The 14,382-nt window shown below is 75.2% G+C and carries 12 protein-coding genes; 8 read left to right on the top strand and 4 right to left on the bottom strand.

Going from position 1 to position 14,382, the window contains the following annotated elements; genetic code table 11:
- The first annotated feature begins 87 nt into the window (after positions 1-87).
- The gene (locus LFA75_RS01320; RefSeq protein WP_225231974.1) at positions 88-804 is read left to right on the top strand and encodes a DivIVA domain-containing protein; all 717 of its coding nucleotides are present in this window, start codon (positions 88-90) and stop codon (positions 802-804) included.
- 98 nt (positions 805-902) lie between these two features.
- Positions 903-1,718 carry a hypothetical protein gene (locus tag LFA75_RS01315; protein WP_225231973.1) on the top strand — a complete coding sequence of 272 codons (816 nt, stop codon included), beginning with the start codon at positions 903-905 and terminating at the stop codon, positions 1,716-1,718.
- A gap of 57 nt (positions 1,719-1,775) precedes the next feature.
- On the opposite strand, the gene ileS is transcribed toward LFA75_RS01315, so the two are convergent.
- Entirely contained in the window at positions 1,776-4,943 is a 3,168-nt protein-coding gene (ileS, locus tag LFA75_RS01310; RefSeq protein ID WP_225235985.1) for an isoleucine--tRNA ligase, read from the bottom strand.
- An 86-nt stretch (positions 4,944-5,029) separates the two neighbouring features.
- On the opposite strand from ileS, the gene LFA75_RS01305 reads away from it, so the two are divergent.
- Positions 5,030-6,529: a potassium/proton antiporter gene (locus LFA75_RS01305; protein ID WP_225231972.1), complete on the top strand. Its 1,500-nt coding sequence runs from the start codon at positions 5,030-5,032 to the stop codon at positions 6,527-6,529.
- Here the strand turns inward: LFA75_RS01305 and LFA75_RS01300 are convergent.
- Entirely contained in the window at positions 6,526-7,044 is a 519-nt protein-coding gene (locus tag LFA75_RS01300; RefSeq protein WP_225231971.1) for a TetR/AcrR family transcriptional regulator, read from the bottom strand. The two genes, LFA75_RS01305 and LFA75_RS01300, sit on opposite strands and share 4 nt — an antisense overlap.
- Before the next feature lie 24 nt (positions 7,045-7,068).
- Between LFA75_RS01300 and LFA75_RS01295 the strand changes: the two genes are divergently transcribed.
- On the top strand, positions 7,069-8,202 hold the full coding sequence (locus LFA75_RS01295) for an MFS transporter (protein WP_225231970.1): 1,134 nt from the start codon (positions 7,069-7,071) through the stop codon (positions 8,200-8,202).
- A 7-nt stretch (positions 8,203-8,209) separates the two neighbouring features.
- Here LFA75_RS01295 and LFA75_RS01290 read toward each other — a convergent pair whose 3' ends face one another.
- Positions 8,210-9,067, bottom strand: a complete 858-nt coding sequence (locus LFA75_RS01290; protein ID WP_225231969.1) for a methyltransferase domain-containing protein — start codon at positions 9,065-9,067, stop codon at positions 8,210-8,212.
- 98 nt (positions 9,068-9,165) lie between these two features.
- Between LFA75_RS01290 and LFA75_RS01285 the strand changes: the two genes are divergently transcribed.
- On the top strand, positions 9,166-10,056 hold the full coding sequence (locus LFA75_RS01285; protein ID WP_225231968.1) for a class I SAM-dependent methyltransferase: 891 nt from the start codon (positions 9,166-9,168) through the stop codon (positions 10,054-10,056).
- Entirely contained in the window at positions 10,053-11,012 is a 960-nt protein-coding gene (locus LFA75_RS01280) for a phytanoyl-CoA dioxygenase family protein (RefSeq protein WP_225231967.1), read from the top strand. The genes LFA75_RS01285 and LFA75_RS01280 overlap by 4 nt, the downstream gene beginning before the upstream one ends.
- Positions 11,013-11,033: 21 nt before the next feature.
- On the opposite strand, the gene LFA75_RS01275 is transcribed toward LFA75_RS01280, so the two are convergent.
- Positions 11,034-12,593 carry a malate:quinone oxidoreductase gene (locus tag LFA75_RS01275; protein ID WP_225231966.1) on the bottom strand — a complete coding sequence of 520 codons (1,560 nt, stop codon included), beginning with the start codon at positions 12,591-12,593 and terminating at the stop codon, positions 11,034-11,036.
- A gap of 204 nt (positions 12,594-12,797) precedes the next feature.
- Between LFA75_RS01275 and lspA the strand changes: the two genes are divergently transcribed.
- Together lspA and LFA75_RS01265 are read left to right on the top strand one after the other, a co-directional pair.
- Positions 12,798-13,415, top strand: coding sequence for a signal peptidase II (gene lspA / locus LFA75_RS01270; RefSeq protein WP_225231965.1), 618 nt, complete (start codon positions 12,798-12,800; stop codon positions 13,413-13,415).
- A gap of 20 nt (positions 13,416-13,435) precedes the next feature.
- Entirely contained in the window at positions 13,436-14,368 is a 933-nt protein-coding gene (locus tag LFA75_RS01265; protein ID WP_225231964.1) for an RluA family pseudouridine synthase, read from the top strand.
- The last annotated feature ends 14 nt before the right edge of the window (positions 14,369-14,382 follow it).

Raw genomic sequence — 14,382 nt, 5'->3', positions numbered from 1 at the left:
TGTCCTAGGACCGGTCCTGCGGTCGCGGCCACGTGCCGCCCGTGGAGACTGCGCCCTGTTCCTCCCGTCCGACCCGAGGTGACCCCGATGCCACTCACGCCCGCCGACGTGCACAACGTCGTCTTCAAGAAGCCGCCGATCGGCAAGCGTGGCTACGACGAGGACGAGGTCGACGCCTTCCTCGACGTGGTCGAGGCCGAGCTCGCTCGCCTGATCGAGGAGAACAACGAGCTCCGCAGCAACGGTGGCGGCTCTGCCCGCGCCGAGGAGCGGCCGGCCGAGCCCGTCGCCGCCACTCCGCCCCCGCCGCCGGTGCAGCAGCCCCGCGAGGACGACGGCGTGCGCGCCTCCCGGATGCTGACCCTGGCGACCGAGACCGCCGACCGGTACGTCAACGAGGCCAAGCAGCAGGCCGACCAGCTGGTCGGCAGCGCGAAGACCAACAGCGACCGGATGCTGGCCGACGCCCGCGCCAAGAGCGAGCAGCAGCTCGCCGAGGCCAAGCAGCGGTCCGACGCGATGCTGGGCGACGCCCGCACCCGCGCCGACACGATGGAGCGCGAGGCCCGGGCGAAGGCCACGGCCCTCGACCAGGAGGCCGAGCGCAAGCACGTCGAGGTCATGGGCTCGCTGGAGGAGAAGCGCAGCAGCCTGGAGCGCAAGATCGAGGAGCTGCGGACCTTCGAGCGCGAGTACCGCACCCGCCTGCGGTCCTACCTCGAGTCGCACCTGCGCGACCTGGACAGCCGCGGTTCGGCCGAGCCCGCCTCGAACGCCCGGCAGAACCAGCACGCCGGCGCCTGACCCAGCGCGCCGTACGACGGAGCCCCCGCAGACCACCAGGTCTGCGGGGGCTCCGTCGTGTGGTGCCCGGCTTGTGCGGTCCCCGTTACGATCCGGCCGTGATCGCGTTGGCCGGCCTCCTGATCCTCGTCGCCGGGGCCCTGCTCGTCGGCGGCCTCGGCAACGGCGAGACGACCATGCTCTGGGGCTCGATCGGCGTCAGCGCGCTGGCCGCCGTCGCCCTGGTGCTGAGCTCCGTCCGCCGCAACCGTGCCGCCCGCGCCCGGTCCACCGATACCGAGGCCCCGGCCAGCACGAAGGCCGCTGAGCCCGCCACGGCGTTGGTGGGGGCCACGAAGGCCACCCCGGGGGCAGTGGAGGCCGCTGCGCCCGTGAAGGCTGCGGAGCCCGTGAAGGCTGCGGAGCCCGCTGCAGAGCCTCCCGCGCCTGTGAAGGCCGTCGAGCCCGCGGAGTCCGAGACGGCCGTCGAGCCCGCGAAGCTCGAGACAGCCGTCATCCCCGTACAGGTGCCCGAGCCCGAGCCCGAGCCCGACGTGCCTCCGCAGACCCCCGAGCCGGCCGAGACCAGCGCACCGGTCCCGGAGGCGGTGGCACCGCCCGCGGTGGCGGGGCCGTCGACCGGGTCGCACACGCCCCGGGCCGTGGCGGCCCTGGGCGAGGACGGCGAGCCGGTCGAGGAGGACGTCGAGGTCACCGACCTGCTGATGATCCTGGACCTCACCGACGAGGTCGTCGTCGTCGACGAGCACCCGCGCTACCACCTGGCCGGCTGCAGCCAGACCGCCGGCGAGGAGGAGTTCCCGCTCCCGCTGAGCGAGGCCCGCGAGGACGGCTTCACCGCCTGCGGCATCTGCCGCCCGGACCGGCACCTCGCCGACGCCGAGCGCCGCCGCCGCGCCGCCGCCAAGGCCTGATCTCGGCACCGACCGGCCCGGCCCGGCGCCCTGCCATCGAGGGCTTCGGGGTGGGCGTCAAGCGAGGGCGACCCAGACGCGGCCGCCGGCCGGGCCCTCGACGCCGGTGCCGTCGCCGGCCGTGCCCGCGTGCACGGTGGTCGCCAGCACCTCGGCGGCCAGGGCGTCGCCGGCCTCGGTGAGCGCCTGGGCCAGCTGGCCGTCGGCGGTCCACCACAGCTGGATCCGGTCGCTGACCTCGAAGCCGGCGGCCTTGCGGGCGTCCTGCACCAGCCGGACCACCTCGCGGACCAGCCCGGCCCGCTCCAGCTCCGGGGTCATGGTCAGGTCCAGCGCCACGGTCAGCCCGCCGCCCGAGGCCACGGTCCAGCCCTCGCGCGGGGTCTCGGTGACCACCAGGTCACCCTCGACCAGCGGGACGTCGGCGCCGTCCACGGTCACCGACGCCGTGCCGGCCCGGTAGTCGGCGACCAGCCCGGCGGCGTCCCGGGCGGCGACGGCCTGCGCGACCGCCTGCACCTGCTTGCCCATCCGCCGTCCCACGGCCCGGAAGTCGACCTTCACACCCACGTCGACCAGGTCGCCCCCGGCCTCGGCGACCGGGGCCAGCTCGGCCACGTTGAGCTCCTCGGCCACCTCGGCGACCAGGTCCCGGGGCAGGTCGGCCCAGCCCGGCGCGGCGACCAGCGCCCGGGCCAGCGGCTGCCGGGTGCGCACCTTGGACGCCGTGCGGGCCGAGCGGCCCAGCTCCACCAGTCGACGGACGACCTCCATCTGGGCGACCAGCTCGTCGTCGCGGGCGGCCTCGTCGACCTGCGGCCACGAGGACAGGTGCACGGAGTCCGGCGCGTCCGGCAGCCCGGGGGCCACCACCTCCGACCAGACCCGCTCGGTGACGAACGGGGTGAACGGGGCCATCAGCCGGGTCAGCCCGTCGAGCACCTCGTGCAGGGTGCCCAGCGCGGCCGCGTCGCCGTCCCAGAAGCGCCGGCGCGAGCGCCGGACGTACCAGTTGGACAGGTCGTCGACGAAGCCGGCGAGCAGCTTGCCCGCGGTCTGGGTGTCGAAGGCCTCCAGTGCCTGGGTGACGCCGTCGGTGACCGTGGCCAGCGACGCCAGCGCCCAGCGGTCCAGCAGCGGCCGCTCGGCGGCCGGGGGAGCCGGGGTGGTGGCCGGGTCCCAGCCGTTGGTCGAGGCGTAGAGGGTGAAGAAGCTCGCGGTGTTCCAGTAGGTCAGCAGGACCTTGCGGACCACCTCGGACAGCGTCTCGTGGCCGACCCGGCGGGCCTGCCACGGCGAGCCGCCGGCCAGCATGAACCAGCGGACGGCGTCCGCGCCGTGCCGGTCCATGAGCGGGATGGGCTCGATGATGTTGCCCAGGTGCTTGCTCATCTTGCGGCCGTCCTCGGCCAGGATGTGGCCCAGGCACAGCACGTCCTCGTAGGAGGACTTCCCGAACACCAGGGTGCCCACGGCCATCAGCGTGTAGAACCAGCCGCGGGTCTGGTCGATGGCCTCGCAGATGAACTGCGCCGGGTAGGCGGCCTCGAACTGCTCCTGGTTGCGGTGCGGGGCGCCCCACTGCGCGAAGGGCATCGAGCCGGAGTCATACCAGGCGTCGATGACCTGGCGGACCCGGCGGAACTCACCCTCGACCCCGGGCAGGGTGAAGGTGACGTCGTCGATGAAGGGCCGGTGCGGGTCCAGGTCGGCCAGGTCACGCCCGGTCAGCTCCGACAGCTCGGCCAGCGAGCCGACGGCGACCAGGTGCGCGGGGTCCAGCTCGTTGCGCCAGATCGGCAGCGGCGTGCCCCAGTACCGGTCGCGGGACAGCGCCCAGTCGACGTTGTTGTGCAGCCAGTCGCCGTAGCGGCCCCACTGCACGTTCTCCGGGTGCCAGCGGGTGCCCTCGTTCTGCTCCAGCAGCTGGTCCTTCACCGAGCTGGTGCGGATGTACCAGGACGGCTGGGCGTAGTACATCAGCGGCGTGTGGCAGCGCCAGCAGTGCGGGTACGGGTGCTCGTAGCGCTGCTCGCGCCACAGCACGCCGCGGTCGGCCATGTCCTGGACCAGGGTGGGGTCGGCGGCCTTGAAGAAGTGCCCGCCCACCAGGGGGACGTCGGCGGCGAAGTGCCCGGTGGCGTCCACCGGGACGACGACCGGCAGCCCGTAGGACCGGCACACCGCGAGGTCCTCGGCGCCGAAGGCGGGGGACTGGTGGACCAACCCGGTGCCGCTGTCGGTGGTGACGTAGTCGGCGAGCAGCACGTAGTGGGCGTCGCCCTCGGGGAACTCGACCAGGGAGAAGGGCCGCTGGTAGTGCACCCGCTCCCAGTCGCAGCCGGTGGTGGTGGCCAGCACCTCGTAGGGCACGTCGGCCCCCAGGACGGCGGTCACCAGCGGCTCGGCGACGACGACGGTGCGCTCGGTGCCCGCGTGGTCGGCGCGCACCACGAGGTAGGTGACGTCGGGGTTGACCGCGACAGCGGTGTTCGACGGCAGCGTCCAGGGCGTCGTCGTCCAGATCAGCAGGTCCGCCTTACCGGCCCACTCGCCGCTGGTGATCGGCAGCGAGACGTAGACCGAGGGGTCGGTCACCGTCTCGTACCCCTGGGCGACCTCGTGGTCGCTCAGACCGGTGCCGCAGCGGGGGCAGTAGGGGGCGACCCGGTGGTCCTCGGTCAGCAGCCCCTTGTCGAAGATCGTCTTCAGCGACCACCAGACGCTCTCGACGTACTCGGGGTTCATCGTCCAGTAGGCGGTGGACATGTCCACCCAGTAGCCCATCCGGTCGGTGAGCTCGCTGAAGTCGGCGACGTGCCGCTCCACGGACTCCCGGCAGCGGGCGTTGAACTCGGCGATGCCGTAGGCCTCGATGTCGGGCTTGCCGGAGAAGCCCAGCTCCTTCTCCACCGCGATCTCCACCGGCAGGCCGTGGCAGTCCCAGCCGGCCCGGCGGGGCACCGAGTAGCCCTGCATGGTCTTGAACCGGGGGAAGACGTCCTTGAACGCCCGGGCCTCGATGTGGTGGGTGCCCGGTCGACCGTTCGCGGTGGGCGGGCCCTCGTAGAAGGTCCACTGCGGCCGGCCCGCGGAGGCCTCCAGCGACCGCGCGAAGACCTTCTCGGCGGCCCACCGGTCGAGCACCTCGTGCTCGAGGGCCGGCAGGTCCACCTGGGCGGGGAGGGGGCGGAACGGGGAGGTGGGGCTGCTCACGTGCTCCATCATCCCAGGGCCCGCCAGCGGAGTTACCGGGCCGACGCACGGGTGCGGGAGACTGCGGTCGTGGCGGGGGGCAGATGTCGACGACGGTGACCATCGGCCTCGCCGTCGGGGCCCTCGTCGTGCTCACCGCCGCCATGGCCCTGCGGCTGTCGGACAAGCTCGGTCTGCCGGCGCTGCTGATCTACCTGGCCCTCGGCGTCGCGCTCGGCGAGAGCGGCGCCGGCGTCCAGTTCGAGGACGTCGAGCTGACCCAGACCCTCGGCGTGGCCGCGCTGGTGGTGATCCTCGCCGAGGGCGGGCTGACCACCCGGTGGTCCGACGTCCGGCGGGCCGTCGGGCCGGGGCTGACCCTGGCCACGGTCGGCGTGGTGGTCTCCATCGCGGTCACCGCGGCGGTGGCCGTCTGGTTGCTGGACTTCTCCTGGACCTTCGCACTGCTGCTGGGGGCGGTGGTCAGCTCCACCGACGCGGCCGCGGTGTTCGCCACGCTGCGCCGGCTGCCACTGCCGCGCCGGATGGCCGCCGCGCTGGAGATGGAGTCCGGGCTCAACGACGCCCCGGTCATCCTGCTCGTGCTGGTGCTCAGCGAGCGGCTGGTCGGCGGGGAGACCGCGGCCTGGTGGATCACCCTGGTCGAGGTCCTGGGCGAGCTGGCCGGTGGGTCTGTCATCGGCGTGGCCATCGGGTTCGGCGGGGCCTGGCTGCTGCGGCGGGCCGCGCTGCCGCTGGCCGGCTTCTACCCGCTGGCCACCCTGGCGCTGTGCGTGCTGGCCTTCGCCGCGGCCGACCTGGTGCACACCTCGGGGTTCGTGGCGGTCTACCTGTGCGGGCTGGTGCTGGGCAACGCCCCGCTGCCGCACCGGGCCGGCACCATCGGGTTCGCCGAGGGCATGGCCAGCCTCGCCCAGATCGGGCTCTTCGTGCTGCTGGGCCTGCTGGCCAGCCCCGGCCGGCTGCTGGCCGCGGTGCCCGAGGCGCTGCTGGTCGGCCTGGCGCTGCTGCTGGTGGCCCGGCCGCTGTCGGTGGTCGCCAGCCTGGCCTGGTTCCGGGTGCCGTGGGCGCAGCAGGCGTTCATCTCCTGGGCGGGCCTGCGCGGCGCGGTGCCGATCGTGCTGGCCACCTTCCCGATCGCGGCGGCCGTGCCGGGGGCCACCCGGGTGTTCGACATCGTCTTCGTGCTGGTCGTCGTGTTCACCGTGGTGCAGGGCGGTTCGCTGCCCGCCGTCGCCCGGCTGCTGCGGATCGCCACCCCGGTCACCCCGCGGGACATCGACGTGGAGTCCGCCCCGCTCGACGAGCTGGGCGCCGAGCTGATGCAGCTGACCGTGCCGCCGGGGTCCCGGCTGCACGGGGTCTACCTGCCCGAGCTGCGGCTCCCCGAGGACGCCGCCGTCGTCCTCGTCGTCCGGGACGGCAAGCCGTTCGTGCCCGGACCGGAGACCCGGCTGATGCGGGGTGACCAGGCCCTGCTGGTGTCGGCCCGCGGCTCGCGCGCCGAGGCCGAGCGCCGGCTCCGGGCGGTCAGCCGGGCCGGCCGGCTCGCCACCTGGCGCGGCGAGGCCGGCCGCCCCACCGAGGTCGACTAGACGCTGGACACCAGGGCCTCGGCGGTGGCGCGGCCGCGGGCGACGGCGGAGTCGGCCCCCGGGCGCAGCCGCATCGCCAGGGTGCCGCTGACCACGACGAGCAGGTGCTCGGCGAGCTCCGCGGCGCCGTCCCCGGCCACCGGCCCGGCCAGCTCGGTCAGCCTGCTCCGCAGCAGCTCGGTGTCGGCCGCGGTGGCCAGGAAGGTGCACCAGCGGGACGGCGCCCCGCCGCGGGCGAAGGTGTCCAGCGCGTCGAACACCGCCAGCAGCCGGCCCCGGTCGTCGGGGGCGGCGTCGACCGCCGCGGCCCAGGCGGCGTCCCAGCGGGCCAGCCGGGCGTCCAGGACCGCGGCCTGCAGCCCGGCCTTGCTGCCGAAGTGCGCGTACAGCGTCGCCGGGGCCACCCCGGCACGGGCCAGCACCTGGTCCACCGGGGTCGCCGCGACGCCCTGGTCGGCGAAGAGCGTCTCGGCCGCACCGAGCAGGCGCTCGCGGGCGCCGGATCGCGGGGTCACGGGAGCACTGTAACGTCCGTTTCGATGAAACGATCGTTACGCCCCGTGCTCCTGGTGCTCGCCGGCACCGCCCTGGTCGCCTGCACCTACGGCCTGGTCCGCTACGCCTTCGGGTTGGCGGTGCCCGAGGTGCAGCGCGACCTCGGGCTGTCCACCGGCGCGGTCGGCGTGGTGTCCGGCGCGACCTCGGTGGCCTACTGCCTGGCGGCGGCGGTCGCGTTCGGCTGCTGCCAGCGGTGGCCCCGGGCCGTGGTGGCCGGCGCCGGGGCGGTCGCCGCGGTGGGCGCCCTGGGCGTCTGGACGGCGGGGTCGGCCGCGGTGTTCGCCGTCGCCGTGGTGCTCGGGAGCGCCGGGGCGGGTGCGGCGTCCCCGGGCCTGGTCGTGCTGGTCGGCCGGGCGGTCCCCGGGCCGCAGCAGGACCGGGCCCAGGCCGTCGTCAACGCCGGCACCGGACCCGGCCTGGTCGCGGCGGCCCTGCTGGCCCTGCTGCTGGGCGACCGGTGGCAGACCGCCTGGTGGATGGCCGGCGCGGCCACCGCCGTCGTCACGGTCGTGGTGCTGCTGCTGGCCCCGCGCGGGACACCCGAGACCGGTCCGGCGGTCCCGGTCGACGCCGGCCGCCGGTGGGTGGCCCCGCTGGCCGGTGCCGCCCTGCTGGGGGCCGGCAGCGCCGCGGTCTGGACCCACGGGCGGTCGGTGCTGCAGGCCGGCGGCCTGGCCGGGCCGACCGCGCTGTGGGTGTGGGTGGCCCTGGGCGCGGGGGCGACCGGCGCCGCGGTGCTCGCCCCCCGCTGGCTGCGCGCCGGGGTGGCCCCGGCCTGGACCGCCGCGCTCGCGCTCACCGCCGCCGGCGTGGTCGGCCTCGCGCTGCCGCCGGTGGGCCCGGTGCCCTTCCTGGCCGCCGCCGCCTTCGGGCTCGGCTCCACGGTGGGGACGACGGTGCTCATCGCCTGGGCCGACCGGGTCTCGAGCACCCCGGGCCCGGCCGTCTCGGCGTTCTTCGTCGCCCTGCTGCTGGGTCAGGCGGTGGGCGCCCCGCTGTCCTCGGCGCTGCTGCCGGTCGGCGTGCTCCCGGCCTTCGGCGTCGCCGCGGTGCTGGTGCTCGCCGGGGCCGCCCTGCCGGCCCCGGCGGCCGTCGCCGAGCCGGCCGTGCGGTGAGCCGGGGTCAGACCCGGGTGGCCACGACCGCGTCCACCGGGTGCGGCACGGTCCAGCGGTCGCCGTCCCGGGTGCCGATCGCGGCCACGGCGTCCAGCAGCACGCCGCGGGCGGCGTCGTCCAGGTCCCCGCAGTCGGCCCCGACCAGGAAGTCCAGCACCTCGCGGCCGGTCGACGACGCCGGGTCGAAGCAGGCGGTGGTGTCCAGCCGGCCGGCCAGCCGCACCGTCGTCCCGTGCAGGCCGGCAGCGGCCAGCGCGGCCGGCAGGTCGTCGCTCCACCACCGGTGGCTGCCCGGGTCGACGGCCTCGGTGAGCAGGCACAGCGCCTCCAGCGGGGCCAGCAGCACCACCAGTGACCCGCCCGGGGCCAGCCGGTCGGCGGCCGCGGCGACGGCGGCGGCGAGGTCGGGCACGTAGTACAGCGAGTGGACGGCGAGGACGACGTCCACCAGCTCGGGCCCGACCGCGTCGGCGACCGTGGCGAACGGGCCGGCGTGCAGCACGACGCTGCCGCCGGGCGCCACCACCTCGGCCAGCCGGGCCCGGCAGCGCTCGCCCACCACGGCGTCGGGCTCGGCGACCACCCAGCGCAGCGGACCGCGGCCGGGGACCAGGGTCTGCGCCAGGGGCGCGTCGACGCTGCCGTCGCCGGGACCGACGCTGAGCACGGTGCGCGCACCGGGTCCGGGCAGGGCCCCGGTCACCGCGTCGGCCAGCCAGGTGGCCAGCAGCCCGCGCTGGTCGCTGTGCGCCTCGTAGGTGCGGTGCGCCCGGGCGTAGGCGGGAGCGGACAGCGCGGGCAGGGCCGGCCGCCCGGCGAGGGTGCTGCGCAGCAGCTCCAGCGGTGCGGCGATGGTGGTCACCGGGCGACTGAACCACAGCCCGATCCGGCACCATCTGCGGAAATGCTGCTGACGACCCCGGGTGGACACCGGCCGGGGCCGGGGCGCAGGCTGCGCAGGTGCACCCTGCTCCCACCACCCCCTCACCCGCCCCGACCTCGGCTCCCTCCTCCGCCACGTCCGCGGCGAGCCTCGCGCACTGGTCCGAGGCCGGCCGCCGCGGCATGGAGGCCTTCTACGCCCTCGCCACCGAGGACTACCGCCAGCTGGCCGCGGCCCGCGACTGGGCCGGGATCTTCCGCGACCTGGCCGCCGGCCGGGACCGCCTGACCCTGCTGGACGTCGCCTGCGGCAGCGGCAAGTTCCCCACCGCCCTGCTGGCCACCCCCGCCGTCGCGGCGCTGGCCGGCGAGCTGGTCGTCGAGACCGACCTGCTGGACCCGTCGCGGTTCAGCCTGGACGAGGCCCGCGGCACCCTGGCGCCGCCGTTCGTCGGTGCCGCCGACCACGAGTGCACCGTGCAGGACCTCGTCGTCCGGCCCGGCGGCTGGGACCTGGTCTGGAGCACGCACGGGCTGTACGCGCTGGCCCCCGACGAGGTCGGGCCCGGGATGGCCCGGTTCGTCGAGGCCATCGCCCCGGGCGGGCTCGGGGTCGTCGCGCAGGCCACCACCGCCTCGCACTACCTGGTCGTCGACGAGGCGTTCCGCGGGTCCTTCGACCCCGACGGCGTCCGGGTGCCCTACACCTCCGCCGAGCAGGTGGTGGCCGCGCTGGCCGGCTTGCCGGTGACCGTGTCCGAGGAGCTGCTGACCTACCGCACCTCGGTGGCCCTGGACGACCGGGCCACCGCGGAGGGCTTCCTGCAGCGCTGCGTCTTCGACGACTCGGTGTCGCTGGAGGCCATGGAGGCCGACCCGGTGCTCGGTGGCTACCTGGCCTCCTGCGTCGAGGACGGCCGCTGGGTGTTCGACCACGCCGTCTCGCTGATCACGGTGCGCCACGCATGAGCGGCAACGTGAGCCAGACGCACGCCGAGCGCGACGGGCTGGACACTGCCTGGACCGGGGACAACAACGCCTGGTGGGACTGGTACCTGACGCTGGCCGACGGCGGCGGGGACGACGGCCCCCTGCTCGAGCTGGCCGAGCCCGCCGCCCTGCCCGAGCCCCCGGCCGACGAGCTGGCCGCCCTGCTCGCCGAGACCTACCCGGTCACCGCGGAGCAGCGGGCCACCTTCGCCCGCGACGGCTTCGTCAAGCTGCGCGGCGTGCTGCCGCCGGCCGCGGTGGGCCGCCTGCGCCGCCTGCTGGTCGAGCACCTGGCCGCCGGCGGCCGGGACCGCCCGGCGGGCCGGTTCACCAGCGACGAGCTGATGTGGACCCGGTCCGGGGAGATCGCCGAGTTCGTGCTGGCCCGCCGGCTGGGCCGGTTGGTCGCCGACCTGCTCGACGTCGCCGACGTGCGGATCTACCACGACAACGTGCTGGCCAAGGAGCCCGCGTGCGGCCGGACGCCGTGGCACTTCGACGACCACCACTTCCCGATCGACAGCCAGCGGGTGGCCACGGTGTGGATGCCGCTGCAGCAGACGCCCCGGGAGATGGGTCCGCTGTCCTTCGCCCGCGGGGTCGACCTGCACCGGCTGGTGGACGACGTCCCGTTCTCCACCACCGACGCCAGCTACGACCGCGCGGTGTCCCAGGCCTTCGCCGACGCCGAGGTCTCGGTCGAGGACGGGCCGTTCGAGCTGGGGGAGGTCTCGGTGCACTCCAGCCTGTGCTTCCACACCGCCGGGCCGAACCGGACCACCGCGCCGCGGATGGTGCTGGCCACGACCTACTTCGCCGACGGCGCTGCGGTCGTGCCCCGGCCGACGCTGGTGTCGGGGGAGTGGCAGCAGTTCCTGCCCGGGGCCCGGCCGGGCGAGGTCATCGACACCCCGGTGAACCCCGTCGTCAGCTAGGCCGGCGGGCCGGCCGGCGCCTCAGCGGGCGCCGGCCAGCTCCACCGGACCGGTGAGCTGCAGCGTGCGGGTGGTCTCCTCGCGGACCTCGGCCAGCAGCGCCGGCTCCTCGGCGAGGGTGCGGCCGTAGGAGGGGATGGCCTCGCGCAGCAGGGGCTCCCAGTCGGCGTGCTGGTCGGGGAACGCCCGGCGCAGCAGGTCCAGCATCGCCGCGACGGCGGTGGACGCGCCGGGGGAGGCGCCCAGCAGGCCGGCGATGGTGCCCTCGCCGCCGACGATCAGCTCGGTGCCGAACTGCAGCACGCCGCGGCCCTTGGCGTCCTGCTTGATGACCTGCACGCGCTGGCCGGCGTGGATCATCTCCCAGTCGTCGCCCTCGGCGGTGGGCACGAACTCCTCCAGCGCCTCGAGCCGGTCCGAGGGGCGCTGCAGCACCTGGCCGACCAGGTAGCGGGTCAGCGCGGTCTGGGTGCGGGCGACACCGAGCATCGAGCCGATGTTGCCCAGCCGTACCGACCGGGGCAGGTCCAGCCAGGAGCCGGACTTCAGGAACTTGGGCGAGAACCCGGCGTAGGGCCCGAACAGCAGCGACTGCTGGCCGTCGATCAGCCGCAGGTCAAGGTGCGGCACCGACATCGGCGGGGCGCCGACGGCGGCCTGGCCGTAGACCTTGGCCTGGTGCCGGGCGGCCAGCTGCTCGTTCTTGGAGCGGAGGAAGAGCCCGGACACCGGGAAGCCGCCGAACCCCTTGATCTCGGGGATGTCCGCGCGCTGCAGCAGCGGCAGCGCGCCGCCGCCGGCGCCGACGAAGACGAACCCGGCGTTGACGGTGAACTCCTCGCCGCTGGCGTGGTGCCGGGCGGTCACCTTCCAGCGGCCGTCCGTCGTCCGCTCCAGGTCCTGCACGCTGGTGCCGGTGTGCACGGCCACGCCGCGGCTGGTCGCCTGGTCCAGCAGCAGCCGGGTCAGCGAGCCGAAGTCGACGTCGGTGCCCGCGGTGGACCGGGTGGCGGCGACCGGCTGGGCCGGGTCGCGGCCCTCCATCATCAGCGGCACCCAGCCGGCCAGCTCGTCCTGCGAGGTGGTCAGCTCGAGCTCGGCGAACAGCGGGGACGCCGTCAGCGCCGCGTGCCGGGCCCGCATGTAGTCCTGGCCCTCGGTGCCGTGCACGAAGCTGATGTGCGGCACGGGGGTGATGAAGTGCTTGGGCGAGTCGGTGAGCCCGGTGCGCACCAGGTGCGACCAGAACTGCCGGGACAGTTGGAACTGCTCGTTGATCTGGTTGGCCTTGGTCGCGTCGACCGTGCCGTCCTTGCCCGCCGGGGTGTAGTTCAGCTCGCACAGCGCCGAGTGCCCGGTGCCGGCGTTGTTCCAGCCGTCGGAGCTCTCGGCGGCGACCTTGTCGCCGGCCTCGAACAGCGTGATCGACCAGTGCGGCGCCACGATGCCCAGCAGGGCGGCCAGCGTCGCGCTCATGACACCGCCGCCCACCAGGACCACGTCGGGGCGCGACGTGTCGGGGATGACCGGGTGGGCGTACTCGCCCGGTGCGGAGCTGGTGGAGCTGGCGGCGCTGGTCACAGGAGCCTTCCTGGTGGTCCCGCGCGGCGGTCGGTGCCGCGCGATGCGTTCAGGGGGAGCGGGATCACCGCTCGTCCCTGCCATGGTCGTCCCACCCGGCGCCGGGCACCTCACCCGGGCGGTGTGACCCTCGCCATGCTCCTCCCGGGGGAGGCCGGTCCGTACCCGGCCGGAGGTGGGCGTCGCCCTGGGTACCGTCGTGCCGTGCCCGCGGAACCCTCCAGCCCGACCGAGCCGACCCCGGCGTCCCCCCGCCGGCCGCGCACGCTGCTGCTGGTCGGCCTGGCGACGGGGATCCTCGCGCTGGACCTGGTCACCAAGCTGACCGTGGTCGCCACCTTGTCCGACCGGCCGCCGCTGCGGCTGCTCGGCGGCGCGCTCTACCTCACCGAGGCCCGCAACACCGGTGCTGCGTTCTCCTTCGCCGAGGGCGCCACCGTGGTGTTCAGCCTGATCGCGGCGGTGGTCGTGGTGGTGATCGTCCGGGCCGCGCGCCGGTTGTTCAGCACCGGCTGGGCGGTCGCCCTGGGCCTGGTGCTCGGCGGCGCGGTGGGCAACCTGGTCGACCGGGTCTTCCGCGACCCCGGGTTCCTCCGCGGTGGCGTCGTGGACTTCCTGTCGCTGTTCGACCCCTACGGCCGGGTGTGGCCGATCTTCAACGTCGCCGACTCCGCGATCGTCTGCGGCGGGATCCTCGGTGCGGTGCTCGCCGTCCGCGGGATCGAGTTCGACGGCTCCCGCGGACGCCCCGACGACAGCAAGCACGACAGCAAGGACGCCAGCGAGGACGACGTCCCCGCGGTGCGGCCGGCCGACGACTGATCGTCGGTCACAATGGCGGGATGACCGCCAGCCTGCACCGCGAGCTCCCGGTGCCCGACGGCCTGGAGGGCCAGCGGGTCGACCAGGCCCTCGCCCGGCTGTTCGGCCTCAGCCGCGGCGCCGCCGCCGACCTCGCCGACCAGGGCCGGGTGCTCGTCGACGGCCGCGCCCGCGGGAAGGGCGACCGGCTCACCGCCGGCAGCTGGCTGGAGGTCGAGCTGCCCCCGCCGCCGGGTGAGCCCGCCCCGCCGCGCGAGGTGGTCGGGATGGGCATCGTGCACGACGACGACGACGTGGTCGTGGTCGACAAGCCCGTCGGCGTCGCCGCGCACGGCAGCCCCGGCTGGGACGGCCCGACCGTCGTCGGCGGCCTGGCCGCCGCCGGGTACCGGATCTCGACCAGCGGGGCCGAGGAGCGGCGCGGCATCGTGCACCGGCTGGACGCCGCCACCACCGGGCTGATGGTGGTGGCCAAGAGCGAGCGGGCCTACACCCTCCTCAAGCAGGCGTTCAAGGAGCGCACGGTCGACAAGGGCTACCACGCGCTCGTGCAGGGGCACCCCGACCCGTCGCGCGGCACCATCGACGCCCCGATCGACCGGCACCCCAAGCACGACTGGCGGTTCGCCGTGGTCAGCACCGGGCGGCCGTCGGTCACCCACTACGACACCCTGGAGGCCTTCCCCGCGGCCTCCCTGGTCGACGTGAAGCTCGAGACCGGCCGCACCCACCAGATCCGGGTGCACTTCTCGGCCATGCGGCACCCGCTGGTCGGCGACATGGCCTACGGCGCGGACCCCACGCTGGCCGCCCGGCTCGGGGTCTCCCGGCAGTGGCTGCACGCGATGCGCCTGGGGTTCGCCCACCCGGCCGACGGCCGCTGGGTCGAGTTCGCCAGCACGTACCCCGCCGACCTCGCCGGCGCGCTGGGCCGGCTGCGCGACGAGTCCTGAGGGCTCCCCACCGC

The organism is Klenkia terrae (assembly GCF_900491935.1).
Taxonomy (GTDB): domain Bacteria; phylum Actinomycetota; class Actinomycetes; order Mycobacteriales; family Geodermatophilaceae; genus Klenkia; species Klenkia terrae.
This window is presented reverse-complemented; position numbering and strand designations above follow the sequence as displayed.

Coding starts and splice junctions, on each gene's coding strand:
- LFA75_RS01320 (WP_225231974.1), top strand. CDS start 88: ATGCCACTCACGCCCGCCGACGTGCACAACGTCGTCTTCAAGAAGCCG.
- ileS (WP_225235985.1), bottom strand. CDS start 4,943: ATGGAGCACGTGAGCAGCCCCACCTCCCCGTTCCGCCCCCTCCCCGCC.
- LFA75_RS01295 (WP_225231970.1), top strand. CDS start 7,069: ATGAAACGATCGTTACGCCCCGTGCTCCTGGTGCTCGCCGGCACCGCC.
- LFA75_RS01280 (WP_225231967.1), top strand. CDS start 10,053: ATGAGCGGCAACGTGAGCCAGACGCACGCCGAGCGCGACGGGCTGGAC.
- LFA75_RS01265 (WP_225231964.1), top strand. CDS start 13,436: ATGACCGCCAGCCTGCACCGCGAGCTCCCGGTGCCCGACGGCCTGGAG.